Origin of the sequence: Stenotrophomonas sp. TWI273 (assembly GCF_039674765.1) — a bacterium.
Classification (GTDB): Bacteria; Pseudomonadota; Gammaproteobacteria; order Xanthomonadales; family Xanthomonadaceae; genus Stenotrophomonas.
Genome location: NZ_JBDJOA010000024.1, coordinates 1 through 24,120 on the forward strand (window position 1 = coordinate 1; position 24,120 = coordinate 24,120).

22 protein-coding genes are annotated in these 24,120 nt (G+C 66.9%); 16 read left to right on the top strand and 6 right to left on the bottom strand.

The genetic code is table 11. From position 1 onward, the window contains the following. Window positions 1-111: 111 nt before the first annotated feature. From dapE to map, 6 genes are read right to left on the bottom strand one after another with little or no spacing between them, the layout of a single operon-like run. On the bottom strand, window positions 112-1,239 hold the full coding sequence (gene dapE / locus ABE571_RS17395) for a succinyl-diaminopimelate desuccinylase (protein ID WP_346482181.1): 1,128 nt from the start codon (window positions 1,237-1,239) through the stop codon (window positions 112-114). Then, a complete protein-coding gene (locus tag ABE571_RS17400) occupies window positions 1,236-1,598 on the bottom strand; it encodes an arsenate reductase (protein WP_121041511.1) in 363 nt (120 codons plus the stop codon). The genes dapE and ABE571_RS17400 overlap by 4 nt, the downstream gene beginning before the upstream one ends. A 43-nt stretch (window positions 1,599-1,641) precedes the next feature. After that, on the bottom strand, window positions 1,642-2,514 hold the full coding sequence (locus tag ABE571_RS17405) for a hypothetical protein (RefSeq protein WP_346494290.1): 873 nt from the start codon (window positions 2,512-2,514) through the stop codon (window positions 1,642-1,644). Beyond that, window positions 2,511-3,587, bottom strand: a complete 1,077-nt coding sequence (dapD, locus tag ABE571_RS17410; protein ID WP_313210875.1) for a 2,3,4,5-tetrahydropyridine-2,6-dicarboxylate N-succinyltransferase — start codon at window positions 3,585-3,587, stop codon at window positions 2,511-2,513. Before dapD ends, ABE571_RS17405 begins: the two co-directional genes overlap by 4 nt. Continuing rightward, complete coding sequence (locus tag ABE571_RS17415; RefSeq protein ID WP_346494286.1) at window positions 3,587-6,226, bottom strand: [protein-PII] uridylyltransferase; 2,640 nt, start codon at window positions 6,224-6,226, stop codon at window positions 3,587-3,589. Before ABE571_RS17415 ends, dapD begins: the two co-directional genes overlap by 1 nt. A gap of 2 nt (window positions 6,227-6,228) precedes the next feature. Further along, window positions 6,229-7,002: a type I methionyl aminopeptidase gene (gene map / locus ABE571_RS17420; protein WP_121041504.1), complete on the bottom strand. Its 774-nt coding sequence runs from the start codon at window positions 7,000-7,002 to the stop codon at window positions 6,229-6,231. A 148-nt stretch (window positions 7,003-7,150) separates the two neighbouring features. On the opposite strand from map, the gene ABE571_RS17425 reads away from it, so the two are divergent. The 16 genes from ABE571_RS17425 (at window position 7,151) to ABE571_RS17500 (ending at window position 24,109) form a co-directional block, all read left to right on the top strand. Further along, on the top strand, window positions 7,151-7,456 hold the full coding sequence (locus ABE571_RS17425; RefSeq protein WP_313210869.1) for a hypothetical protein: 306 nt from the start codon (window positions 7,151-7,153) through the stop codon (window positions 7,454-7,456). A gap of 212 nt (window positions 7,457-7,668) precedes the next feature. Next, window positions 7,669-8,535, top strand: a complete 867-nt coding sequence (rpsB, locus tag ABE571_RS17430; RefSeq protein ID WP_313210867.1) for a 30S ribosomal protein S2 — start codon at window positions 7,669-7,671, stop codon at window positions 8,533-8,535. Window positions 8,536-8,662: 127 nt separating this feature from the next. Continuing rightward, window positions 8,663-9,541: a translation elongation factor Ts gene (gene tsf, locus ABE571_RS17435; protein ID WP_088433310.1), complete on the top strand. Its 879-nt coding sequence runs from the start codon at window positions 8,663-8,665 to the stop codon at window positions 9,539-9,541. A gap of 192 nt (window positions 9,542-9,733) precedes the next feature. Further along, complete coding sequence (locus tag ABE571_RS17440; RefSeq protein ID WP_313210863.1) at window positions 9,734-11,233, top strand: GGDEF domain-containing protein; 1,500 nt, start codon at window positions 9,734-9,736, stop codon at window positions 11,231-11,233. A gap of 139 nt (window positions 11,234-11,372) precedes the next feature. Further along, on the top strand, window positions 11,373-12,101 hold the full coding sequence (gene pyrH, locus ABE571_RS17445; RefSeq protein WP_123728765.1) for a UMP kinase: 729 nt from the start codon (window positions 11,373-11,375) through the stop codon (window positions 12,099-12,101). A gap of 99 nt (window positions 12,102-12,200) precedes the next feature. Continuing rightward, window positions 12,201-12,758, top strand: a complete 558-nt coding sequence (gene frr / locus ABE571_RS17450) for a ribosome recycling factor (RefSeq protein WP_121041484.1) — start codon at window positions 12,201-12,203, stop codon at window positions 12,756-12,758. A 41-nt stretch (window positions 12,759-12,799) separates the two neighbouring features. Then, window positions 12,800-13,534 (top strand): polyprenyl diphosphate synthase, encoded by a 735-nt coding sequence (gene uppS / locus ABE571_RS17455; RefSeq protein ID WP_313210858.1) that lies wholly within the window; start codon window positions 12,800-12,802, stop codon window positions 13,532-13,534. After that, a complete protein-coding gene (locus tag ABE571_RS17460; RefSeq protein WP_313217723.1) occupies window positions 13,531-14,355 on the top strand; it encodes a phosphatidate cytidylyltransferase in 825 nt (274 codons plus the stop codon). The genes uppS and ABE571_RS17460 overlap by 4 nt, the downstream gene beginning before the upstream one ends. Before the next feature lie 2 nt (window positions 14,356-14,357). Then, entirely contained in the window at window positions 14,358-15,548 is a 1,191-nt protein-coding gene (dxr, locus tag ABE571_RS17465) for a 1-deoxy-D-xylulose-5-phosphate reductoisomerase (RefSeq protein ID WP_313217722.1), read from the top strand. A gap of 34 nt (window positions 15,549-15,582) precedes the next feature. Beyond that, window positions 15,583-16,941, top strand: a complete 1,359-nt coding sequence (rseP, locus tag ABE571_RS17470; RefSeq protein WP_102789229.1) for an RIP metalloprotease RseP — start codon at window positions 15,583-15,585, stop codon at window positions 16,939-16,941. Between the two features lie 73 nt (window positions 16,942-17,014). Next, window positions 17,015-19,381, top strand: coding sequence for an outer membrane protein assembly factor BamA (bamA, locus tag ABE571_RS17475; RefSeq protein WP_313210851.1), 2,367 nt, complete (start codon window positions 17,015-17,017; stop codon window positions 19,379-19,381). Between the two features lie 506 nt (window positions 19,382-19,887). Continuing rightward, complete coding sequence (lpxD, locus tag ABE571_RS17480) at window positions 19,888-20,910, top strand: UDP-3-O-(3-hydroxymyristoyl)glucosamine N-acyltransferase (protein ID WP_313210849.1); 1,023 nt, start codon at window positions 19,888-19,890, stop codon at window positions 20,908-20,910. Continuing rightward, the gene (gene fabZ / locus ABE571_RS17485; protein WP_019184406.1) at window positions 20,907-21,362 is read left to right on the top strand and encodes a 3-hydroxyacyl-ACP dehydratase FabZ; all 456 of its coding nucleotides are present in this window, start codon (window positions 20,907-20,909) and stop codon (window positions 21,360-21,362) included. The genes lpxD and fabZ overlap by 4 nt, the downstream gene beginning before the upstream one ends. Before the next feature lie 19 nt (window positions 21,363-21,381). Further along, on the top strand, window positions 21,382-22,173 hold the full coding sequence (gene lpxA, locus ABE571_RS17490) for an acyl-ACP--UDP-N-acetylglucosamine O-acyltransferase (protein WP_313217718.1): 792 nt from the start codon (window positions 21,382-21,384) through the stop codon (window positions 22,171-22,173). A gap of 59 nt (window positions 22,174-22,232) precedes the next feature. Next, complete coding sequence (lpxB, locus tag ABE571_RS17495; RefSeq protein WP_313210882.1) at window positions 22,233-23,450, top strand: lipid-A-disaccharide synthase; 1,218 nt, start codon at window positions 22,233-22,235, stop codon at window positions 23,448-23,450. After that, on the top strand, window positions 23,447-24,109 hold the full coding sequence (locus ABE571_RS17500; protein WP_313210844.1) for a ribonuclease HII: 663 nt from the start codon (window positions 23,447-23,449) through the stop codon (window positions 24,107-24,109). The genes lpxB and ABE571_RS17500 overlap by 4 nt, the downstream gene beginning before the upstream one ends. Window positions 24,110-24,120: the final 11 nt, after the last annotated feature.

Consider the following 24,120-nt stretch of genomic DNA (forward strand, 5'->3'; position numbering starts at 1 on the left):
TTGGGGGGGGGCCGGGGGGTGGGGGCCTCCTTTTTTGCTCTGCCTCTCCGCGGGCGCGGGCCCCCCCCGGGCACTACCTCGATGGTCCGACAGCAGCGCTGCCCCAGGGACTCAGGCGAGCAAACGCTCGATCAACCGCTGGTAGAGCGCCGGCAGCGCCTCCAGATCCGCGACGCGCACGTTCTCGTCGACCTGATGGATGCTCGCGTTGACCGGCCCTACTTCGATGCACTGCGCGCCCAGCGGCGCGATGAAGCGCGCATCGGAGGTGCCGCCACCGGTGCTCTCTTCCGGCGGTGCACCGGCGAACTCACCCAGTACCTCGCGGGCGACCCTGCGCAGCGTGCCTTCCGGGGTATAGAACGGCTCGCCGCTGCGATGCCACTTGAGCGTGTACTGGAGTGCATGACGCTCCAGCAGCGCAGCGATCTCCTGCTCCAGCGCGGGCGCGTTCCAGTGCGGGTTGTAGCGCAGGTTGAACAGCACCTGCAGCTCACCCGGAATCACATTGTTGGCCCCGGTGCCGGCATGGATGTTGGAGACCTGCAGGCTGGTCGGCGGGAAGCTCTCGAAGCCATCATCCCAGTGCCGTGCGGTGAGTTCGGCCAGGGCCGCAGCGGCCAGATGGATCGGATTGCGCGCCTTGTCCGGATACGCCACATGGCCCTGCACGCCGTTCACCGTCAGCGTCGCCGAGAGGCTGCCGCGGCGGCCCACGCGCAGCAGATCACCCAGCACCGCGGTGGAGGACGGCTCACCGGTGATGCACCAGTCGATTTCCTGACCGCGCTCGCGGAAGATATCGGCCACGCGACGCACACCGTCGATGGCATCGCCTTCCTCGTCGCTGGTCAGCAGCACCGCCAGCGTGCCGGGATGATCGGGATGCGCGGCCACGAACTGCTCGGCGGCGACCACGAAGGCGGCCACGCTGCCTTTCATGTCGGCCGCGCCACGTCCGTACAGCACGCCGTCACGGATCTGCGGATCGAACGGATCGCTGGTCCAGGCCGAGACCGGGCCGGTCGGCACCACGTCGGTATGCCCGAGCAGCACCAGCACCGGTGCGCCCTGCCCGTGTGTGGCCCACAGGTTGTCGACCTCGCCCAGGCGCAGGTGTTCGCAGTGAAAGCCGGCGCGTTCAAGACGGCCGGCCAGCAGCGCCTGGCAACCGGCGTCCTCGGGCGTGACCGAGGCGCGCGCGATCAGGTCGCAGGTCAAGGCAACGACGTCGTTCACGCGCCCACTCCGAACCGCTGCTTGAAGCCGTTGTCCGAGAAGCCCTGGGTCATCACGCCATCGGCGCTCACCACCACCGGGCGCTTGATCAGCTGCGGGTACTCGCGCAGCAGCAGCTTCCATTCGGCCTCCGAATCGGCCGCTTTGCGGTTCTCCGGCAGCTGCCGCCACGTGGTGGAGGACCTGTTGATCAACGCGGGAAAGCCACCGGCCTGGGCCGCCCAGTCGATCAGGGTCTCCGGCGTTGGCGTGTGGTCGCGGTAGTCGACGAAGGTGTACGGCACCTGGAAACGGTCCAGCCACTTGGTGGCTTTCCTGCAGGTGTCGCAGTTCTTCAATCCGTACAAAGTGGTGGTCATGGCGCGGCGTGCAGCATCGTTCAGGAAGGACGCCATGAGGATGTCACAACAGGCGTTCGGACACGACCCGGAACGGCACCTGCGGCACCCGGAAACAGAACGCATCGGCCAGATCGACGCCCATCGCGGCCAGGTGCGGGCAGGCCACCAGGCCTTCCAGTTGCAGTGGCTGCACGTCCGCCACGGCAATCGGCAGATCGATATGGGTCAAGGCCAGCCGACCATCCGGGGCGACCGCGAACGCGGCCTCCTGGCAGGCCAGGAACCTCATCGCCTGCGCTGCATCGGTGAAGGCGCCAGCTGCCCATGCAACCGCCAAGCCCATTGCCGGACGCACCTTCGCCTGCAGTGCGGGCGCACTGCCCTGCCCCGGCTCGATCACGGTGTGCCCGCCATCGGCATCCACGGCATGCTCGAAACGCGCGGCCAGATGCGGTTGCATGGCATCGCTCCACAGCCGTGCACCGACTGCGTGCATCGCACTGTCGATCACATTGCGGTCAAACAGGACCCGCGGCGTCGCGGGCCCGGCCGCCGCATCGTCCGGCACCACGTACCAGCGCCAGTTGCTCTGCAGCGGAGAGGGAAACAGGCCACGCAACGGCCCCGCCAGCGCCGGCCCGAAATGGCCGTGGCGGTAGGTCAGGATCGTATAGGGCGTACGTCCGTCATGCGCGAACAGGCGATGGTCCGGCGGTGGCGGCGGTGCATGGCGCACGTCCACCCACCAGCTCAGGTACACCACCTCACGCACCTCACTGATCAACGTCGGCACCGGCAGCACGCGGGTGAGCGCGCGCCGGGCGGCGGTCAGGTGCACGCAGCCGAGCAGACGCTGCAGCGCGCGTCCCGGCCACCCCGCGAACGGGTGCCGGTAGCGCGCCGCCTGAGCCAGCGCGGGCTGCGGGGCGCTCAGTCGGCCAGGCCGCGCAGCAGCTCGTTGACGCTGGTCTTGCTGCGGGTCTTGGCATCGACCTGCTTGACGATCACGGCGCAGTACAGCGAGTGCGAGCCGTCCTTGGACGGCAGCTGGCCGGACACCACCACGCTGTACGGCGGTACCGAACCGTAGCTGATCTCGCCGGTGGCGCGGTTGTACACGCGCGTGCTCTGGCCAAGGAACACGCCCATGCCGATCACGCTGTGATGGCCGACCACGAAGCCTTCCACCACTTCCGAACGCGCACCGATGAAGCAATGGTCTTCGATGATGGTCGGGCTGGCCTGCAGCGGCTCCAGCACGCCACCGATACCGGCGCCGCCGGACAGGTGGCAGTGCTTGCCGATCTGCGCGCACGAACCCACCGTGGCCCAGGTGTCGACCATGGTGCCCTCGCCCACGTAGGCGCCGATATTGGTGAAGCTCGGCATCAGCACCACGTCCTTGCCGAAGTAGCTGCCACGACGCGCGATCGCACCGGGCACCACGCGCACGCCGGCGCGGCGGAACTTGGCTTCATCGAAACCGGCAAAACGCGATTCGACCTTGTCCCAGAACGGCGCCGGGCGCGCATCGACCACGGCCATGTCGTTGACGCGGAAGTACAACAGCACGGCCTTCTTCAGCCATTCGTTGACCTTCCAGCCACCGTGGCCGTCGGGCTCGGCAACGCGGAATTCACCGGTTTCCAGGCCGTCGATGACGCGGCCGACCAGCGGCTTGGTCGAGCCTTCGATCTCATGCAGGGTCAGCGTGGCGCGTCGCTCGAACGCGCTCTCGATGCCGAACTTGAGTTCTTCCACACCCGGCGTGGCCGGCTTGCGCAGCGACTTGCGCGCGATGGTGGCATCACGGCTGGCACTGCGCTTGGCGGCGCTCTCGGCCGGGGTAGCAGCGACCTTGCGGGCCGGCGCCTTTTTGACCGGCGCTTTCTTCACCGCGGGCGCCGCCTTCTTTGCGGCAGCGGTCTTCTTCACCGCAGGCGCGGCAGCAGGGGTCTTGGCCGCCGCGGTCTTCGCGGCAGTCTTCTTGGCAGGCTTGGTGGCCATCAGTGGGGGTCTCCGGCGTTTCGATCAGGGTCCAGGCAGGCGAGCATCGTGTCTTGCAGCTGCTGCCTGGCGGATTCGGTCAGGGCGTGATCATGCTCATCGCTGATCACGAACATATCTTCGGCGCGCTCGCCGAACGTGGCGATGCGCGCATCATGCACGCGCAGCCGCTGGTTGCGCAGCACGAACGCCACGTCGGCCAGCAGGCCGGGGCGGTCGGGTGCGACGAGGCTGAAACGGGTACTGGTGGTCTGGCCATCGGTGACATCGCGGAACTCGAGGCGCGGGGCGAAACGGAAGTGCCGCAGCTGGCGCGGAATGACGCGGCGGGACGGGCGCAGCCGGGTCAGATCGCCGGCCAGCGCCTCACGCAGGCCGGCCTCCAGGCGCAGCGCATCGCCATCGGCGAAGCTGTCGGCCGGGGTCACTTCGAAGGTATCGAAGATGGTATCGACCGGACCGTCCAGCACGCGCGCGCGATGGATGGTGTAGCCCTTGCGGTCCAGCGTCATCACGATCGCGGCGAACAGGCCGTCGCGGTCGGGCGAGTGTACGAACACTTCCAGTGCGTCGTCCTCGGGGGTCAGCCTGCGCACCTTGACCAGGGTCTGGCCCTGCTTCAACGGCACCAGCGCAGCGGCCTGCCAGGCCAGCTGTTCCGGCCGCAGCCGGATGAAGCTCTCATCGGGCATCACCGTGAACTGGCGATCGATGGTGGGATCGTCGTAGCCTCGCTCGCGCACCAGCTTGCGCACCGATTCGCGCGCTTCGGCAACGCGCTCGGCGGCCGGCATCTGGTTCTCCAGCCCGTCGCGCAGCGCGCGGCGCGCGGCGAAATACAGGTCGGCCAGCAGACGGTCCTTCCACGCATTCCACAGCTTGGGGCTGGTCCCGGCGATGTCGGCGCAGGTCAGCAGATAGAGATAGTCCAGCCGGTCGCGGCTGGCCACCAGGGTGGCGAAGCGATGGATCACGTCCGGATCGGAGATGTCCTGCTTCTGCGCGGTGACCGACATGCGCAGGTGCTGTTCGACCAGCCAGGCGACCAGCTCGGTATCGGAACTGCTCAGCGCCAGCGCCTGGCAGAATTCGCGCGCATCCACCGCACCGAGTTCGGAGTGATCGCCGCCGCGGCCCTTGGCGATGTCATGGAACAGGCCGGCCAACAGCAGCAGCTCCGGCTTGCGCAGGCGCGGCCAGACTTCATGCGCGATCGAGAAGCGCTCATCCGCGCGGCTGCTGGCGAACAGGCCGATATTCCGCAGCACCATCAGTGTGTGCTGGTCCACGGTGTACACATGGAACAGATCGAACTGCATGCGCCCGGAGACCTGCGCGAACGCGGGGATCCACTGGCCGAGGACGCCCAGCCGTGCCATCCGCGCCAGGGTATCGACCGCGCGCGGGCTGCGCAGCAGCGCCAAAAACTGCTCGCGCGCCGCGGCGCTGGCCTCGGTGTACGCCGCCAGCTCCGGCAGCGCCTCGGCCAGCGCGCGGGCGGTCAGCGAGTGCAGGCCGCGCACATCCGGGTTATAGGCCCAACTGGAGAACAGCGCGAACACCTGTTCGATATCCCCTTGGGGCCAAGCCGGATCGTTGGCAGCCAGGTAGCCACGGCGCAGCGAGAAACCGACGCTGACCGGCTCTGGGACGGCTTCGCCATCAAACTGTTCTTCAAAGCGCTGCAGCAGGCGGTCGCTGATCCGCCGCACCACGGTGGCGCTGCGGTAGAACCCCTGCATCATCTTTTCCACGGCCAGGCTTTCGATGTCGTCTTCGAAACCCAAGCGGGTGGCCAGCGTCTTCTGGTAATCGAACCGCAAGCGTTCTTCGGGCCGGTTGGCGACCAGGTGCAGGCCGAAACGCAGCCGTGCCAGCGCACACCGTTCGCGTTTGAGCGCGGCCGCTTCATCCGGGCCGAGATGGCCGAGGCCGACCAGAGCTTCCAGGTCGCGCACGCCGAACGCACGCAGCGCCATCCAGCCCAGCGTATTGAGATCGCGCAACCCGCCGGGGCCGTCCTTGATGTCCGGCTCAAGATTGTCCGCCGTGTCGCCAAAGCGCTGATGGCGGGCCAGCAGCTCTTCGCGCTTGCCGAGGAAGAATTCGCGTGGCGGCCACAGGCCCTCCACGTTCACCGCAGCCTTCAACGCCTGGCGGGCCGCGTCATCGGCGACCACCGGGCGCGACTCGATCAGCGCGGTCAGCACGGTCTGGTCGGCGCTGGCCTGCGTGCATTGAGCCGGCGATCGCACCGCGTGGCTGACCGGCAGGCCGCAATCCCACAGCAGCGCGAAGAAGCGGGCCAGCCCGGATTCGTGCCGACGCTGCTGCTCGGGCGCACCGAGCACCAGTACGTCGATATCCGAGCGCGGGAACAACTCGCCGCGCCCGTACCCCCCCACCGCGAACAGCGCCATTCCCGAACCGGCCGGCAGGCAGCGATGCCAGGCCAACCGGATCAGGTGGTCGGCCGCCCGTGCGCGCAGGGCGAGCAGGCGCTCGATGTTGTCGCCCTGATCGAAACGACGATACAACCGTGCGTCGGTCTGTTGCAGCGACTGCCGCGCCAACGCCGCCCAGTCCGGGTCGGCGACGGAATCGGCCGGCGCGTCCAGCATCGGGCTCGCCGGCAACATGCTCAGACCTGCGATTCGCCGGGCGAGAGGGTCAGCACGTCGACGCCGGTCTCGGTGACCGCGACCATGTGCTCCCACTGCGCCGACAACTTGCGGTCCTTGGTGACCACAGTCCAGCCATCCGGCAGCACCTTGTTGTAGCGGGTGCCCTCGTTGATCATCGGTTCGATGGTGAAGGTCATGCCGGGCTGCAGCACCAGGCCCTGGCCGGGGCGGCCGTAATGCACCACCTGCGGCTCGTCGTGGTAGACCTTGCCGATGCCATGGCCGCAGTACTCGCGCACCACGCTGAAGCGCTCGGCTTCGGCATAGCTCTGGATCGCATGGCCGATGTCACCCAGCGTCGCGCCCGGCTTGACCGCGCGGATGCCGCGCCACATCGCTTCGTAGGTCGCATCGACCAGGCGCTTGGCCATGACCGACGGCGTGCCGACGTAGTACATGCGGCTGGTATCGCCGTGCCAGCCATCCTTGATCACCGTGACATCGATGTTGACGATGTCGCCGTCCTTGAGGACCTTGGCTTCGCTGGGAATGCCGTGGCAGATCACGTTGTTGACCGACGTGCAGACCGTCTTGGGGAAGCCGCGGTAGCCGACATTGGCCGGCGTCGCCTTCTGCACATTGATGATGTGGTCATGGCAGATGCGGTCCAGCTCTTCGGTCGTCACGCCCGGCTTGACGTGCGGGGTGACGATGTCGAGCACTTCGCTGGCCAGACGGCCGGCGATACGCATCAGTTCGATTTCCTCGGGGGTTTTCAGATTCACGCTCATGGCGCGCATTATCGCCGATCCGGGGCCAATCTGAACGGGATTGGATGGAACGCTGACAGCCGCGGTTTGGGCCCGGCCCCTGGCCAGCTAGCTGAACAAGCGTGATGCGTATCGCAAAACGCGACCTTGTGCCGAAGACGGCCATTGATTGGGTCCTATCTGCACGGTCCGATACAAGACAGGCGGCAGCCCGTCGGCGCCCCGCCTGCGCCTCTATAATGACGGCGACGGCCATGCCCACCTGGCCGACCTGGTGTTCGTGGACGCCCACGGGCGTCGCCACCCGCTGATCGAGGGCCTGGCCGGCTATGTGCTGCCGCGCAGCGCCCGCAGCTGGGACCTGCCGCCGCGGCCGGATGGCTACGCCGGCGGCCAGTTCCGGGCCCGGCTCAACGAGGCCGCTGACGCCCCGCTTGCCCCCGTGATTGCGCCTGCGCCCGGCACCGGGCTATAATCGACCGGATCCCTGCCGCCTTGGCGCGGGAATACGTCAACACCGGACGTCACCGGTGAATCCACACCTGCCGCCCATATCCGTGCCGGGGTGCTCCGCAAGGAGTTCGGTCACGGAAGCGACAGGGAAGCCAAACCCCGGAACCATCCGCCTCGCGGCGGACCGCCCAACTATTACCCGTGGCGGCCGGTTCCCTATCAGGAGTTACTGCAATGCCCCAGGTCACCATGCGTCAGATGCTGGAAGCCGGCGTCCATTTCGGCCACCAGACCCGTTACTGGAACCCCAAGATGGGCCAGTACATCTTCGGCGCCCGCGGCAAGATCCACATCATCAACCTGGAAAAGACCGTTCCGCTCTTCAATGACGCGATGAACTTCATTTCCAGCGTTGCGCAGAAGCGCGGCACCATCCTGTTCCTGGGCACCAAGCGCAGCGCCCGCGAGTCGATCCGTGAAGAAGCCGAGCGTTGCGGCATGCCCTTCATGAACCAGCGTTGGCTGGGCGGCACCCTGACCAACTTCCGTACCGTGAAGCAGTCGGTTGCCCGTCTGAAGGAACTGGAAGCCGGCGAAACCGACGGCAGCTTCGACAAGCTGGTCAAGCACGAAGTGCTGGGCCTGCGTCGCGAGCGCGACAAGCTGGAAGCCTCGCTGGGCGGCATCAAGGACATGAACCGTCTGCCCGACGCGATCTTCGTCATCGATATCGGCCACGAAGACATCGCCATCAAGGAAGCCAAGAAGCTCGGCATCCCGGTGATCGCCGTGGTTGATACCAACTACAACCCGGAACTGGTCGACTACGCGATCCCGGGCAACGACGACGCCATCCGCGCTGTGCAGCTGTACGCCCGCGCCGCTGCCGACGCCGTGCTGGAAGGCAAGGCTGCTGCGCCGCACGCTGCCACCGTCCGCGAAGAAGAGTTCGCCGACGCTGCCGCCACCGAAGAAGCCAAGCCGGCCCGCCGCGCTCCGGCCAAGAAGGCTGCTGCCGCTCCGGCTGCTCCGGCCGCTGAAGCCCCGGCCGCTGAAGCCCCGGCTGCCGACGCTCCGGCCGCTGGCGAAGCCCAGGCCTGATCCAGGCCCGCGGTGGGCGCAGCGCGCCCACCGCTCCTGTCCGCTGCCGATGGCGCGACAACAGGACACCTGTCACACGGGCCGGCCACCATGCCGGCCCAACCCCTTTCTTTCGTGAGGAAATCCCGTGGAAATCACTGCTTCCCTGGTCAAGGAACTGCGCGAGCGCACTGGCGCCGGCATGATGGAGTGCAAGAAGGCACTCGTCGAAAACGGCGGCAACATCGACGCCTCGGCCGAATGGCTGCGCAAGTCCGGCCTGGCCAAGGCCGACAAGAAGGCTGACCGCGTGGCTGCCGAAGGCATCATCGTGGCGGCCCAGGACGGCGGCAAGGCCGTGCTGGTCGAAGTCAACTCGGAAACCGACTTCGTCGCCAAGGACAGCAACTTCCTGGACTTCACCAAGGCTGTTGCTGCCACCGCGCTGAGCTCGGGCGCTGCCGACATCGACACCCTGAAGGCCGCCAAGCTGCCGTCCGGCGAGACGATCGAAGAAGCCCGCGCTGCCGTCATTGCCAAGGTCGGCGAGAAGGTCGACGTGCGTCGCATCGTGCGCCTGGAATCGACCAACAACGTCGCTGCCTACGTGCACGGCGGCCGCATCGGCGTGCTGGTTGAACTGGCCGGCGGCAACGAAGAACTGGCCCGTGGCCTGGCCATGCACGTGGCTGCCATGAACCCGCCGCACAACAAGGCCGCCGATGTGCCGGCCGAGTTCGTCGCCAAGGAAAAGGAAATCGAACTGGCCAAGATGTCCGACAAGGACAAGTCCAAGCCGGCCGATATCCTGGAAAAGATCATCAGCGGCAAGATCGCCAAGATCGTCAACGAAGTGACCCTGTACGGCCAGCCGTACGTGCTGGACACCAACCAGTCGGTCGAGCAGGTCCTCAAGGCCGCCGGTGCCGACGTGGTCGGCTTCCAGCGCCTGGCGGTCGGCGAAGGCATCGAGAAGGTGGTGGAAGACTACGCCGCCGAAGTGATGAAGCAGGCCGGCCTGGCCTGATCTTCACCGCTCGAATGTGTTACGAAAGAAGCCGCGGACTCCGCGGCTTCTTTTTTTTGTCCATTGGCTTTGCTTTGTGTGCCGGATCAGGGCAATACTCCCAAACTGATCTGCCGCGTCAACGCAAGAAATCAAGGACGAAACTGTGATGTACCTCAGGTATTCTTGCCCCAACACACTGAAAAGCCCGCCATGCCTCCCGAGCTGACAGCCGCCCTGGCGCTCTGCCGCAACCTGCCCTCCCCGCCCGGTATTGCCCTGCGCATCATCGAACTGGCGCAGGATCCGGAAGCGGACATCACCACCGCTGCCGACATCATCGCCATCGACATGGCGCTGAGTGCCCGCATGCTGCGCATCGCCAATTCACCGCTGTATGCCAGCCGCCGACGCATCGAAAACCTCGGCCAGGCACTGACCATGCTCGGCCTGAATGCCACTGTCAGCCTGGCACTGGGCTTCACCGTCACCCAGAACCTGACCGCGGCCGGCGACGGCCAGGACCTGCGCGAGCGCGCGTGGCGCCGCAGCATCCTCAGTGCACTGGCAGCCAGCCTGCTCGGCCAGGCCCGCGGCCTGCGCAAGGCCGAGGAATTGATGCTGGCCGGCCTGCTGCAGGACATCGGCGTACTCGCCCTCGCCCAGGCGCAGCCGGAGACCTATCTCCCGCTGCTGCGCCAGGCGACCGACAACGACGCCCTGGTCGCACTGGAGCGCGAACACCTGCAGTGCAGCCATGCCGATGTCGGCGCGTGGGTGGCCGAAGAATGGGGCCTGCCCCGCTACCTGGTGGACAGCATCGCGCACAGCGAATCGCCCGCTACCGGCGAAGACAATTTCCAGAACTGCGTCGCCCTTTCCGGCGCCGTGGCCGATATCTGGCTCGGCACCGATGCCGATGCCGCGCGCGAACATGCGCTGCAGCTCGTGCACGATACCCTCGGCCTGGACAGCGCCCAGTTCGACCAGGTACTGGCCCGCATCGGCGAATCGCTGCCGGATATCAGCACCCTGTTCGAAACCCCGCTGTTCTCGCCCTCGCGCGTGCAGCAGCTGATCGACCATGCCCAGGAGCTGGCCACGCTGCGCAACCTGCGCGAGATGCAGGACGCCGCCCTGGCCCGCCAGCGTGCGGATGAATTCGAGGCGCGCGCCAATCGGCTGGCCGAGCAGGCCCACCGCGATGCACTGACCGGCGTGCTCAACCGCCGCCAGCTCGAAGCCGTGCTCGAGCAGGAATTCCTGCGCGCCACCCGCCATGGCTGGCCACTCTCGGTGGCCTTCATCGACCTGGACGATTTCAAGAAGATCAACGATGCCCACGGCCACCTCATGGGTGACCAGGTGTTGCGCATGTTCGCCACGAAGCTGCAGGAGCAGCTGCGCAACAGCGACACGGTGGCCCGTTTCGGCGGCGAGGAATTCATCGCGCTGCTGCCCAATACCACCGAGCCGGTCGCGCTGGAAGTGGTCCGGCGGGTGCTGGCCACGATCGTCAACACGCCGATGGCCGAAGCGGCCAGTGGCCCGTTGTTCGTGACCTTCTCGGCCGGCGTGGCCACCCAGGGAGGCTACGAGCGTTTCGCCGATGTTCAGGACCTGCTCAAGGCCGCCGACGACGTGCTGTACCGCTCCAAGAACCTGGGCCGCAACCGCGTCATCGCGCGCTCGCCCAGTACCGCGCCAGCCTGAGCCTGAGCCCGAGCCGCTCGCGGCGCCGTCATCGCGGCCGCCGCAGCGCCTCCATACGCCGCAGTGCAGCAAATTTATGCTGCCCGATGGCCCGGCTTCCAGTAGAATCCGGGCGTTTTCCACGCACCCAGAGATCGCCATGTCAAAGCTCGCCTATCGCCGCATCCTGTTGAAAGTTTCCGGGGAGGCGCTGATGGGAGACGAGGACTACGGCATCGACCCCAAGGTGATCCACCGCCTCGCCCGTGAGGTGATGGAAGCGCAGGCCGCCGGTGCCGAAGTGGCCCTGGTGATCGGCGGCGGCAACATTTTCCGCGGCGCCGGCCTGGCCGCAGGCGGCATGGACCGGGTCACCGGTGATCAGATGGGCATGCTGGCCACCGTGATCAATGCGCTGGCCATGCAGGACGCCCTGGAGAAGCTGGGCGCCAAGGCCCGCGTGATGAGCGCGATCAAGATCAACGACGTCTGCGAGGATTACATCCGTCGCCGCGCCATCCGCCACCTGGAAAAGGGCCGTCTGGTGATCTTTGCCGCCGGCGTCGGCAGCCCGTTCTTCACCACCGATTCCGGCGCTGCCCTGCGTGCGATCGAGATCGGCGCGGACCTGCTGCTGAAGGCCACCAAGGTCGACGGCGTGTACGACAAGGACCCGAACAAGTACAGCGACGCGGTCCGTTTCGACAGCCTGACCTACGACGAAGTGATCCGCCGCGGGCTGGAAGTGATGGATACGGCCGCCTTCGCGCTGGCCCGCGACAGCGATCTGCCGCTGCGTGTGTTCGACATGGGCCAGCCGGGCGAGCTGCTCAAGATCCTGCACGGCGACAACATCGGCACCCTGGTGCAGGGCCGCGACAACAGCTGAGCCTGAGCGGCGCCCCACACCGGGCGCCCTGAACGGCCCGGCGAAGGCCCTTCTTCGCCTATAATCGCCCGATTCCCAGTTACATCCAGGATTCGGGCGATGCTCAACGAAATCAAGCAGGACGCGCAGACGCGCATGGCAAAGAGCATCGATGCTCTGAAGCACACCCTCACCTCCATCCGCACCGGCCGTGCTTCCCCGGCCCTGCTGGACCGCATCACCGTCAAGGCCTACGGCACCGACACCCCGCTGAACCAGGTCGCCTCGATCAGCGTCTCCGAGGGCCACTCGCTGGTCATCACGCTGTTCGACAAAGGCATGATCAAGGACGTGGAAAAGGCGATCTATGCCTCCGACCTCGGCCTGACCCCGAACGTGGCCGGCACCGTCATCCGCCTGAACCTGCCGCCGCCGACCGAAGAGCGCCGCAAGGAGCTGGGCAAGCAGGTGCAGAAGGAAGGCGAAGGCGCCAAGATCGCCATCCGCAACATCCGCCAGGACGCCAACAAGGCGATCGCCACCCTGATCAAGGACAAGGCGATCAGCGAAGACGACAAGAAGCGCGGCGAAGACGACATCCAGAAGCTGACCGACAAGTCCATCAAGGACGTCGATAGTGTTGTCGCCGAGAAAGAAAAGGAACTGATGGCGGTCTGAGCCCTATGTCCCAGGCCCCGACCAGCAGTTCCGACGCGCCCATGCCGCGCCATGTTGCCATCATCATGGATGGCAACGGGCGCTGGGCGCAGAAGCGTCGTCGCCCGCGCGTGATCGGCCATCGTGCCGGCGCGCGCGCGGTCAACCGCACCATCGAATTCTGCCTCGACCACGGCATCGCCGCGCTGACCCTGTTCGCCTTCTCCAGTGAAAACTGGGGCCGGCCGAGCGATGAGGTCGACGCGCTGATGAAGCTGTTCCTCAATGCCCTCGACCGCGAAGTGGACGAGCTGCACCGGCGCGGCGTGCGTGTGCGTTTCATCGGCGAGCGCGAGCGTTTCGGCGCCGGGCTGGTCAGCCGCATGCAGCTGGCCGAACAGCGCACCGCGGGCAACCGCGCGATGACGCTGAACATCGCCGCCAGCTACGGCGGCCGCCAGGACATCGCCCGCGCCGCGCGCGAACTGGCTGCCGAGGTCGCGGCCGGTCGCCTGCTGCCCGAGCAGATCGACGAGGCGATGCTCAGCAGCCGCGTGGCCCTGGCCGACCTGCCGCCGCCGGACCTGTTCATCCGCACCGGTGGCGATACCCGCATCAGCAATTTCCTGCTCTGGCAGCTGGCCTATACCGAACTGTGGTTCACCGACGTACTGTGGCCCGAGTTCGACGCCGCCGTCCTGCAGCAGGCAATCGATGCCTATGCCTCGCGTGAACGCCGTTTCGGCCTGACCAGCGCCCAGATCGCCGCCTTGGCCACCGAGACCTCTTCCCCATGACCAAGACCCGAGTCATCGCCGCGCTGATCATGGCGCCGGTCGCCATCCTCGCCATCCTGATGCTGCCCACCCAGTGGCTGGCCGCCGCGGCGGCCGCCGTGTTCCTGATCGGCCTGTGGGAATGGCTGAAGCTGGCCGACGTCGAAGACACCCTCGCCCGCACCGTGCTGCTGGTGCTGAATCTGGTGCTGATGGTGCTGATCGTGTGGGCCGATGCCGGCTCGCTGGTGCTGTACCAGATCGCCGCGCTGATCGGCATCGGCTGGTGGCTGATGGCGCTGCTGTGGCTGCGGTTCTTCACCTTCGGCGCCAGCCCGAGCAGCCCGGCGCGTGCGCTCAAGCTGCTGGCCGGCACCCTGGCGATCGTGCCGGCCTGGGCCTCGCTGGTGCTCATCCATGCCAGCGGTGACAACGGCCACCTGTGGCTGCTGACCGCGCTGGCCGTGGTCTGGGCCGCCGATTCGGGCGCCTACTTCGCCGGCCGCACCTTCGGGCGCACCAAGCTGGCCCCGCGGATCAGCCCCAACAAGACCTGGGAAGGCCTGGGTGGCGGCATGGTCGCCGGGCTGATCGTGGCACTGGGCTTCGGCTGGCTGGCCGGTATCGACAGCGGCCACCTGGTCGGCCTGGTGATCACCGCCGTGGTCACCGTGTTCGCCTCGGTGCTGGGCGATCTCTACGAGAGCCTGATCAAGCGCCACGCCGGCGCCAAGGATTCGGGCCATATCATCCCGGGCCATGGCGGCGTGCTCGATCGTATCGACGGCGTTCTCGCCGCCCTGCCGGTGTTCGCACTCGGCAAGGAAATCTTCGGGTTCTAACCATGGCCAGCGCTTCTGCCCCCCGCCGGGTCGCCGTATTCGGCGCCACCGGTTCGATCGGCGCATCCGCGCTGGACGTCATCGCGCGCCATCCGGACCGCTATCAGGTCACCGTGCTGGCCGCCGGCCGCCAAGTCGCTGCGCTGGTCGCCCTGTGCGCCGTGCACCGCCCGGCCCATGCGGTGATCGCCGACGAATCGCGGTATGCCGCCCTGCGCGACGGCCTGCGTGACGCCGGCCTGGCCACCCAGCCCCATGCGGGCGCTGCGGCGTTGGACCAGCTGGCCGCCAGCGATGTCTGCGACACCCTGGTCGCTGCCATCGTGGGCGCCGCCGGGCTGTCCTCGACCCTGGCCGCCGCCGCGGCCGGCAAGCGCATCCTGCTGGCCAACAAGGAATCGCTGGTACTGGCCGGCGAACTGCTGATGCGCCAGGCCGCGGCCGCCGGGGCCGAGATCATTCCGATCGATAGTGAGCACAGCGCGATCTTCCAGTGCCTGCGCTCCCGCGATGCGAGCCTCGATGGGGCCGGCGTGCGCCGGATCATCCTGACCGCCTCGGGCGGCCCGTTCCGTGGCCGCAGCCGCGAGCAGCTGGCCCAGGTCACACCGGCCCAGGCCGTGGCCCACCCGAAGTGGTCCATGGGCCCGAAGATCTCGGTGGATTCGGCGACGTTGATGAACAAAGGCCTCGAAGTCATCGAAGCCCACCATCTGTTCGGCGTGCCTGGCGAGCGCATCGACGTGCTGGTCCACCCGCAGAGCCTGGTGCATTCGCTGGTCGAGTTCGTCGATGGCTCCACCCTGGCCCAGATGGGCCTGCCGGACATGCGTACCACCCTGGCCGTCGGCCTGGGCTGGCCGCAACGGATCGAATCCGGGGTCGGCGGGCTGGATCTGCTGACCCAGGGGCGGCTGGATTTCGAAGCCCCGGACACCGAGGCCTTCCCGTGCCTGACGCTGGCCTGGCAGGCGATGGCCGCCGGTGGCACCGCCCCGGCGATCCTCAATGCGGCCAATGAAGTCGCGGTTTCAGCGTTTCTTCAGGGGCGGGCAGCTTTCCTTGCCATTCCAGCGCTGGTCGCTAACGCTCTGTCAACACTGTCGAGCGAGTCCGCCGATACACTGGAGGGCCTGCTGACCGCCGATCAGCGCGCCCGCCAGATCACCCAAGCCGCCATCGACCACGCCTGAATGCCCCCTACGCCCCCTTACAGTGCTGATCACCATGGGTGATTTCATCGGATCCGTCTGGTGGATGATCGTCAGCCTTGGCCTGCTGGTGACCTTCCACGAGTTCGGTCACTACTGGGTGGCCCGCCGTTGCGGGATCAAGGTGCTGCGCTTCTCTGTCGGGTTCGGCAAGCCGCTGTGGTCGCGCCGCAACCGGGCCGGCACTGAATTCGCGATCGCCGCCATTCCGCTGGGCGGCTACGTGAAGATGCTGGACGAGCGCGAGGTCGAGGTGCACCCGGCCGAGCGCGGTCAGGCCTTCAACCACAAGACCGTGTGGCAGCGGATCGCGGTGGTCGCCGCCGGTCCGGCCGCCAACCTGATCCTGTGCATCGCCCTGCTGTGGGCGATGTTCGTGATCGGGAAACAGGATTATTCGGCCACCATCGGCCGCACCACCGGCATGGCCCAGACCGCTGGCCTGCAGGCCGGCGACCGTGTGGTCAAGGTCGATGGCCGCAGCGTGGCCACCGCCGGCGAGGCCAGCATGGCGCTGACCACGGCGGCGATGGATCGTCACGATGCCAAGGTCGAGGTCCTCGACGGTCTGGACCAGGTGCGGACCCGCACCCTGCCGCTGTCGCAGCTGCCGGCCGGCTTCGATGAACGCCGCGTGCCCCAGCTGACCGGGTTGAGCTGGCAGTTCTGGCTGCAGCCGGCGCTGGTGGACAAGGTCCTGCCCGACGCAGCCGCCCAGGGCGTGCTGGTGCCGGGCGACCTGATCGTGGCCGTGGACGGCCAGCGTATCGAAGGTGCCGACCAGGTGCCGGCGCAGATCGCCGCGCTCGGCCAGCGTGGCGGCCCCGGCATGATCGACGTCCTGCGCGGCGGCGAGCGGCTGGCGCTGGAGATCACCCCCCGCCAGGGCGTAGACGGCCGTGGCCAGCCGACCTGGCAGATCGGCATCGGTTTCCCGGAGACCCACGCCCCGGCCTACGACGCCGAACTCAAGTTCGGGCCGTTTGCGGCAGTGCCCGTGGCCCTGCGCGAAACCGCCCGGATGGCGGGCGATTCACTGGGGATGATGCGCCGCATCGTCACCGGCAACGCCTCGCTGCAGAACATCTCCGGCCCGGTCACCATTGCCCGGGTCGCCAATGTCTCGGCCAAACGCGGCCTGGACTGGTTCCTGTATTTCCTGGCCCTGCTGTCGCTGAGCCTGTGCATCATCAACCTGTTGCCCATCCCCATCTTGGACGGCGGGCACCTGCTGTATTACCTTATCGAGTTGGTCAAGGGCAGCCCGCTGAGCGAGCGCGCCATGGCTGCCGGGCAGTATGTGGGCCTGGCGCTGCTGGCCGGGCTGATGGGATTGGCGTTCTACAACGACATCCTCGGCCTGGTCCCGCGATGAACTTTTTTCCTTTTGTCGTCGTCTTATGCGCCGGCATCCCGCAATGTTGAAATCGACTCCAACCGGACGTGACATGACGCGACTCCCCAATCGCCGCCTGCTGGCCCTCGCACTCGTTGCCGGTTTCGGCGCGCCCGCCCTGGCGCAGGCAGCCGAGCCCTTCACCGTCAGCGACATCCGCGTGGATGGTCTCCAGCGCATCACCTCCGGTACCGTGTTCACCTACCTGCCGGTGGAACGTGGCGACACCATCACCGACAACAAGGTCGGTGAAACCATCCGTGCGCTGTACAAGACCGGCTTCTTCGAAGACGTCCAGCTGAACCGCCAGGGCGACATCCTCGTGGTCACGGTCAAGGAACGCCCGGCGATCAACAAGTTGACCGTCACCGGCAACAAGGACATCAAGAGCGACCAGCTGCTCAAGGGCCTGAGCGACATCGGCCTGACCGAGGGCGGCACCTTCGACCGCCTGAGCCTGGACCGCGTGACCCAGGAACTGCGCCGCCAGTACAACGACCGTGGCAAGTACAACGTCGACATCACCCCGACGGTGAGCCCGCTGGACCGCAACCGCGTGGACATCGCCATCGCGATCAAGGAAGGCAAGGCCGCCAAGATCCAGCACGTCAACCTGGTCGGCACCGAGAAGTTCCCGGCCAAGGACATCCTGGAAACCTGGGAATCCAAGGAGCACAACTGGGCCTCGTGGTACCGCCGCGATGACCAGTACTCCAAGGAAAAGCTGTCCGGCGATCTGGAAAAGCTCAACGGCTGGTACCTGGACCGCGGCTACGTGGATTTCAGCATCGATTCCACCCAGGTCTCGATCAGTCCCGACAAGCGCGACATGTTCATCACCGCCGGCGTGACCGAGGGTGAGCAGTACAAGATTTCCGAGATCAAGGTCACCGGCGACACCATCCTGCCGCAGGAAGATGTCGAGCGCATGGTGATCCAGAAGTCCGGCGACACCTTCTCGCGTGCGCTGCTGGAATTCAGCTCGGACCAGATCACCAATTCGCTGTCCAACATCGGTTACGCGTTCGCCAAGGTGAACCCGATCCCGACCAGCAACCGTGCCGACCGCACGGTGGCCATCAACATGCAGGTCGTTCCCGGCCCGCGCGTGTCGGTGCGCCGCATCACCTTCAAGGGCAACACCCGCACCTCCGACGAAGTGCTGCGTCGTGAAATGCGCCAGTTCGAGAACAGCTGGTACTCGCAGGCCGCGATCGACCGCTCCAAGATCCGTCTGCAGCGCCTGGGCTACTTCGAATCGGTGGACGTGGAAACGCCGCCGGTCACCGGCAGCAACGACCAGGTCGACGTGGTCTACAACGTCAAGGAAACCACCTCGGGCAGCTTCGTGTTCGGCCTGGGCTATTCGCAGTCCTACGGCATGACCACCTCGGTGCAGCTGTCGCAGAACAACTTCCTCGGCGGCGGCAACCGCGTGTCGGTCGAAGCCTCGCGCAGCAGCTACCTGCAGCGTTACGGCTTCAGCTACACCAACCCGTACTTCACCGATGACGGCGTCTCGCTGGGCTACAACCTGTCCTGGCGCGAACTGGATTACTCCGACTTCAACACCGCGCAGTACAACAGCACCAACGGTGCCGCGCAGGTGGTGTTCGGCGTGCCGATCACCGAGAACGACACCGTCTCGCTGATGGTGGGCATCGACAGCAACCAGATCACCACCTACCAGGGCTCGACCCCGCAGGCGATCATCGATTACATCGATGCCATCGGCCAGCGCACGTTCCATTCCTGGCGCACCGAGCTGGGTTGGGCGCGCGATACCCGCAACGACTACTTCATGCCGACCCGCGGTACCTACCAGCGCGTCGGCCTGGAAACCACGCTGCCGGGTTCGACCGTCGAGTACTACAAGCTGAACTATCAGTTCTCCAAGTACTGGCCGATCATCCCGCAGCTGGTCATCAACACCCGCGCCGAAGTGGGTTACGGCGACAGCTACGGCAATGACACCACCCGCGTGATCACCAACCCGGATGGCAGCACCCGCGTGGTGACCGCCTCGGGCCTGCCGTTCTACGAGAACTTCTACGCCGGTGGTACCAACTCGGTGCGTGGTTTCGAGGACAACACCCTTGGCCCGCGTTCGGAACCGACCCTGAGCTACAACCGCGGCCAGCCGCTGGGTGGCTCGCTGAAGACCGTCGGTTCGGTGGAAGCCTACTTCCCGCGCCTGTTCGACAGCCCCTCGGCCCGCATCTCGGCCTTCGTGGACTTCGGCAACGTGTACACGGGCGTAGACAACTTCAAGGCCAACGAACTGCGCGTGTCCACCGGTGTGGCCCTGCTGTGGCGCGCCCCGGTCGGCCCGATCTCGATCAGCTACGCCTTCCCGTTGAAGAAGGAAGATGGCGACGAAGTCGAGCGTCTGCAATTCACGTTCGGCGGTCAGTTCTGACGAACTGCTTCGCAGTTCGTCCGCGCATTCCACCTCATCCCCGCGCCTTCGGCGCGCCCCCTTCAACAGGAGGGGGCTCTCCAACAGACGCGGTACGCATTCGCCGGGCATTGCCCGGCGTTTTCGTTTTGGGGGTGTGACCGATCGTTGCTCAATGCCGATTTGGGGTGGGACCGCTCCTTAGTCCGTGCCGATTTTGGTAGGTACCGACCGTTGGTCGGTACGAACCTCCGGGATCAACGAGAGCCGGCCAGCGGCCGGCACTACCCTGCCGCGCGCGTTGAACCATCGGGGGGCGTGGCGGGTAGTACCGACCGTCGGTTGGTGCCGATTTTGGTAGGTACCGACCGTTGGTCGGTACGAACCTCCGGGATCAACGAGAGCCGGCCAGCGGCCGGCACTACCATCCGCGCTCGCATGACACTGTCGGGAGCCGCAACAAACCGACCCACCCCAAAACCCCCGCCCCGCATGACCGTTTCGGCAGCACACGGTAAACTCCCCCGGTGAACACTCCTACCTATACCGCCCAGCAACTCGCCGAGCAGTTTGGCCTGCAGGTCCATGGTGATGGCAGCACCGCCATCCATGGCGTGGCTACGCTCGCCCATGCCGGCCCCGGCCAGCTCACCTTCCTGGCCAATCCGCGCTACCGCGCGCAGCTGGCCGACAGCCAGGCGGCCATCGTCGTGCTGCGCGCCGAGGATGCCGAGGCCGCGCCCGGCGCCGCCCTGGTCGCCAAGGACCCGTACACCACGTTCGCCAAGATCGCCGCCCTGTTCGACATCGCACCGCCGCGCGCCCCGGGCATCCACCCCAGCGCCTGCATCGATCCGGACGCCCAGGTCGCCGCCAGCGCCCACATCGGGCCGTTCGTCACCATCGGCGCGCGCAGCGTCGTCGGTGAGAACTGCATCGTCGGCCCCGGCAGCATCATCGGCGAAGACTGCACCCTGGATACCGGCTGCGAACTGATCGCCCGCGTCACCCTGGTCACCCGCGTCAAGCTCGGCAAGCGCGTGCGCATCCATCCCGGCGCCGTGCTGGGTGCCGATGGCTTCGGCCTGGCCATGGATGCCGGCCACTGGATCAAAGTGCCCCAGCTCGGCGGCGTGCGCATCGGCGACGACTGCGAAATCGGCGCCAACACCTGCGTGGATCGCGGCGCGCTGGAAGACACCGTGCTCGAAAACGACGTGCGCCTGGACAACCTCGTGCAGGTCGCCCACAACGTCCAGATCGGCGCCCACTCGGCCATCGCCGGCTGCACCGGCATCGCCGGCAGCGCCAAGATCGGCCGCTACTGCCTGCTGGGCGGCGCCGTCGGCGTCGTCGGTCACCTCGAAATCTGCGACAAGGTCGTCATCACCGGCAAATCGGTGGTGCGCAACTCCATTCATGAGCCGGGCGAGTATTCCTCCGGCACCCCACTGACCGACAACCGCACGTGGCGTAAAAATGCCGCGCGCTTCAAGCAGCTCGATGCGCTCGCCCGGCGCATCCTGTCTGTGAGCAAGGAGAAGGAATGAGCAATAACCAGAATCTGCCGGACATCAACCAGATCCAGCAGTTGATCCCGCACCGCTATCCGTTCCTGCTGGTGGACAAGGTGATCTCGCTCGATTTCGAGAACCGGAAGATCGTCGCCACCAAGAACGTCAGCATCAACGAGCCGTTCTTCCAGGGCCACTTCCCGGGCCAGCCGATCATGCCCGGCGTGCTGATCATCGAAGCCATGGCCCAGGCCGGCGGCGTGCTCACCCAGCTCACCCTGGGCCGCGATGCGCAGTCCAAGCTGTTCTACATGGTCAAGGTCGACAAGGCGCGCTTCAGCAAGCAGGTCGTGCCCGGCGACGTGCTGGAAATGCACGTGGAGATCAAGCGCGTGATCCGCAACATGGCGGTGTACGACTGTGTGGCCAAGGTCGATGGCGAAATCGTCGCCTGCGCCGAAGTGCTGTGCGCCGGCACCCGCGAATGATCCAGGCAGGAGATCTGCAATGACTGACAACGCCCCTCTCATCCACCCCACCGCGGTCATCGACCCGTCGGCGACGCTGGCTGCGGATGTGCGCGTGGGTGCGTTCTGCCTGATCGGTGCGGACGTGGAGATCGGTGCCGGCACCGAGATCGGTCCGCACTGCTCGATCCACGGCCCGACCCGGATCGGCCGCAACAACCGTTTCATCGGCCATGCCGCGATCGGTGGCGAGCCGCAGGACAAAAAGTACAAGGCCGAACGCACGGAACTGGTGATCGGCGATGACAACGTCATCCGCGAATTCGTCACCATCAACCGCGGCACCGCCGGTGGCGGTGGCATCACCACGGTCGGCAACGACAACTGGATGCTGGCCTACACCCACGTGGCGCATGACTGCCACGTCGGCAACCACTGCGTGTTCTCCAACAACACCACGCTGGCCGGCCACGTCACCGTGGGCGATTACGTGATCATCAGCGGCTTCGCCGGTGCGCATCAGTTCTGCCGCATCGGTGCCCACGCCTTCCTCGGCATGGGCGCGCTGACCAACGGCGACGTTCCGCCGTTCACCATGGTCGGCAGCGATAGCCTGGGCCGCCCGCGCGGCATCAACAGCGAAGGCCTCAAGCGCCGCGGCTTCGATGCCGAGCGCATCGCCAGCATCAAGCGCGCCTACCGCACGCTGTACGTGGCCGGCCTGCCGCTGGCCGAAGCCAAGGTGCAGCTGGCCGAGCAGGCCACCCACAGCGCCGACGTGAAGGACCTGCTGGACTTCATCGAAAGCGCCGAGAGGCCCCTGCTGCGATGACGGCTCCAGGCGGGCACACCCCGGGCATGACGACCGCCGAGATCATTCCACTCGCTGCGATGGCCACCAGCGTTGAACAGACGCTGGCCGTGCGCACCTCCGAGCGCCCGGTGCGGATCGCCCTGGTCGCCGGTGAAGCCTCCGGCGACCTGCTCGGTGCCGGCCTGATCCGCGAATTGCGCCTGCGCTTCCCGAATGCCGAATTTGCCGGCATCGGCGGCGATGCCATGCGCAGCGCCGGCTGCCAGACCTGGTTCGACGCCAGCGAGCTGGCGGTGATGGGCCTGACCGAAATCCTACGCCACCTGCCGCGCCTGCTCAAACTGCGCCGCGAGTTCCGCGCGCGTGCGCTGGAGTGGCAGCCGGACGTGTTCATCGGCATCGACGCGCCCGACTTCAACCTCGGCGTCGAGCGCTGGCTGAAGGAGCGCGGCGTCCGCACCGTCCATTACGTCAGCCCCTCCGTCTGGGCCTGGCGCGAGAAGCGCGCCGAGAAGATCGGGGCCAGCGCCGACCTGGTGCTGTGCCTGTTCCCGATGGAACCGCCGATCTACGCCAAGCACGGCATCGACGCCCGCTTCGTGGGCCATCCGATGGCCGATGACATCCCGCTGCACAATGATCGCGAACAGGCGCGTGCCGAGCTCGGCCTGCCCTCCAACGCGAAGGTGCTGGCGGTACTGCCCGGCAGCCGCCTGGGGGAAATCGGCAAGCTCGGCGAACCGTTCTTCGAAGCGGCCTGGCAGGTCTCCGAACGCATCCCCGGCCTGCACGTGGTGGTTCCGGCCGCCAACGCCGCCTGCCGCCAATTGATCAGCGAGCAACTCTCCGCCTCGGCGCTGCCGGTTGCGCATTCGCACCTGCTCGACGGCAACGCGCGCACCGCGATGATCGCCGCCGACGTGGTCGTGCTCGCCTCCGGTACCGCCACCCTGGAGACGATGCTGGTCAAACGCCCGATGGTGGTCGGCTACCGCGTGGCCGAACTCACCTACCGCATCGTCAAGGCGCTGGGTCTGCTCAAGGTCGACCGCTTCGCCCTGCCCAACATCCTCGCCGGCAAGGACCTTGCCCCGGAGCTGATGCAGCACGACTGCACCCCGGACAAACTGGCCGCCGCCATCCTGCAGTGGTTCGACCACCCCCAGCGCGTGATCGACCTGCAGGACACCTACGAGCGCCTGCACCTGCAATTGCGGCGCGATGCCTCCGCCCGTGCCGCCGACGCCGTCACCGATCTGCTCGAACGCGGCCCCCACCACGGCCGCGCCGCATGAGCCGACGCCACGCCGCAGCCGCCTCCCTGGCCCTGTTCGACGGCGCCGCCCTGGCCACCGTCGCCCCGCGCTACGTGGCCGGCGTGGATGAAGCCGGCCGTGGCCCGCTGGCCGGCCCCGTGGCCGTCGCCGCCGTGGTGTTCTGCCCCGACCGCCCACGCCTCAACGGCCTGGACGACTCCAAGCAGCTCACCGCGGCCCGCCGCGACCAGCTCTACGACAAGATCCTCGACCGTGCCCTGGCCTGGCACGTGGTGATGGTGGACGTCGGCGAAATCGACGCCCTCAACATCTACCAGGCCACGATGCTCGGCATGCGCCGCGCCGTCGAAGGCGTCGCCCACGTCGCCCAGTTCGCCCGCATCGACGGCAACGTCGTCCCCAAAGGCCTGCCCTGCCCGGCCCAGGCCCTGATCGGCGGCGACGCCCTCGACCGCGCCATCATGGCCGCCTCGATCCTCGCCAAAGTCAGCCGCGACCGCTTCATGCAGACCCTGCACGACGCCCACCCCGAATACGGCTTCGACCAGCACAAAGGCTACGGCACCCCCGCCCACCTCGCCGCCCTGCGCAGCCACGGCCCCTGCCCCCAGCACCGCCGCAGCTTCGCCCCCGTGCGCGCGTGCCTGGAACCCGACCGCAGCAGCGTTCCCGCCTGAGTGATGCCGTT

Bases quoted from the DNA above. Each gene is read 5' to 3' on its own strand.
- ABE571_RS17400 (WP_121041511.1), bottom strand. From the start codon at position 1,598: ATGACCACCACTTTGTACGGATTGAAGAACTGCGACACCTGCAGGAAA.
- dapD (WP_313210875.1), bottom strand. From the start codon at position 3,587: ATGGCCACCAAGCCTGCCAAGAAGACTGCCGCGAAGACCGCGGCGGCC.
- ABE571_RS17415 (WP_346494286.1), bottom strand. From the start codon at position 6,226: ATGTTGCCGGCGAGCCCGATGCTGGACGCGCCGGCCGATTCCGTCGCC.
- map (WP_121041504.1), bottom strand. From the start codon at position 7,002: ATGAGCGTGAATCTGAAAACCCCCGAGGAAATCGAACTGATGCGTATC.
- rpsB (WP_313210867.1), top strand. From the start codon at position 7,669: ATGCCCCAGGTCACCATGCGTCAGATGCTGGAAGCCGGCGTCCATTTC.
- ABE571_RS17440 (WP_313210863.1), top strand. From the start codon at position 9,734: ATGCCTCCCGAGCTGACAGCCGCCCTGGCGCTCTGCCGCAACCTGCCC.
- pyrH (WP_123728765.1), top strand. From the start codon at position 11,373: ATGTCAAAGCTCGCCTATCGCCGCATCCTGTTGAAAGTTTCCGGGGAG.
- frr (WP_121041484.1), top strand. From the start codon at position 12,201: ATGCTCAACGAAATCAAGCAGGACGCGCAGACGCGCATGGCAAAGAGC.
- uppS (WP_313210858.1), top strand. From the start codon at position 12,800: ATGCCGCGCCATGTTGCCATCATCATGGATGGCAACGGGCGCTGGGCG.
- ABE571_RS17460 (WP_313217723.1), top strand. From the start codon at position 13,531: ATGACCAAGACCCGAGTCATCGCCGCGCTGATCATGGCGCCGGTCGCC.
- dxr (WP_313217722.1), top strand. From the start codon at position 14,358: ATGGCCAGCGCTTCTGCCCCCCGCCGGGTCGCCGTATTCGGCGCCACC.
- rseP (WP_102789229.1), top strand. From the start codon at position 15,583: ATGGGTGATTTCATCGGATCCGTCTGGTGGATGATCGTCAGCCTTGGC.
- bamA (WP_313210851.1), top strand. From the start codon at position 17,015: ATGACGCGACTCCCCAATCGCCGCCTGCTGGCCCTCGCACTCGTTGCC.
- fabZ (WP_019184406.1), top strand. From the start codon at position 20,907: ATGAGCAATAACCAGAATCTGCCGGACATCAACCAGATCCAGCAGTTG.
- lpxA (WP_313217718.1), top strand. From the start codon at position 21,382: ATGACTGACAACGCCCCTCTCATCCACCCCACCGCGGTCATCGACCCG.
- lpxB (WP_313210882.1), top strand. From the start codon at position 22,233: ATGGCCACCAGCGTTGAACAGACGCTGGCCGTGCGCACCTCCGAGCGC.
- ABE571_RS17500 (WP_313210844.1), top strand. From the start codon at position 23,447: ATGAGCCGACGCCACGCCGCAGCCGCCTCCCTGGCCCTGTTCGACGGC.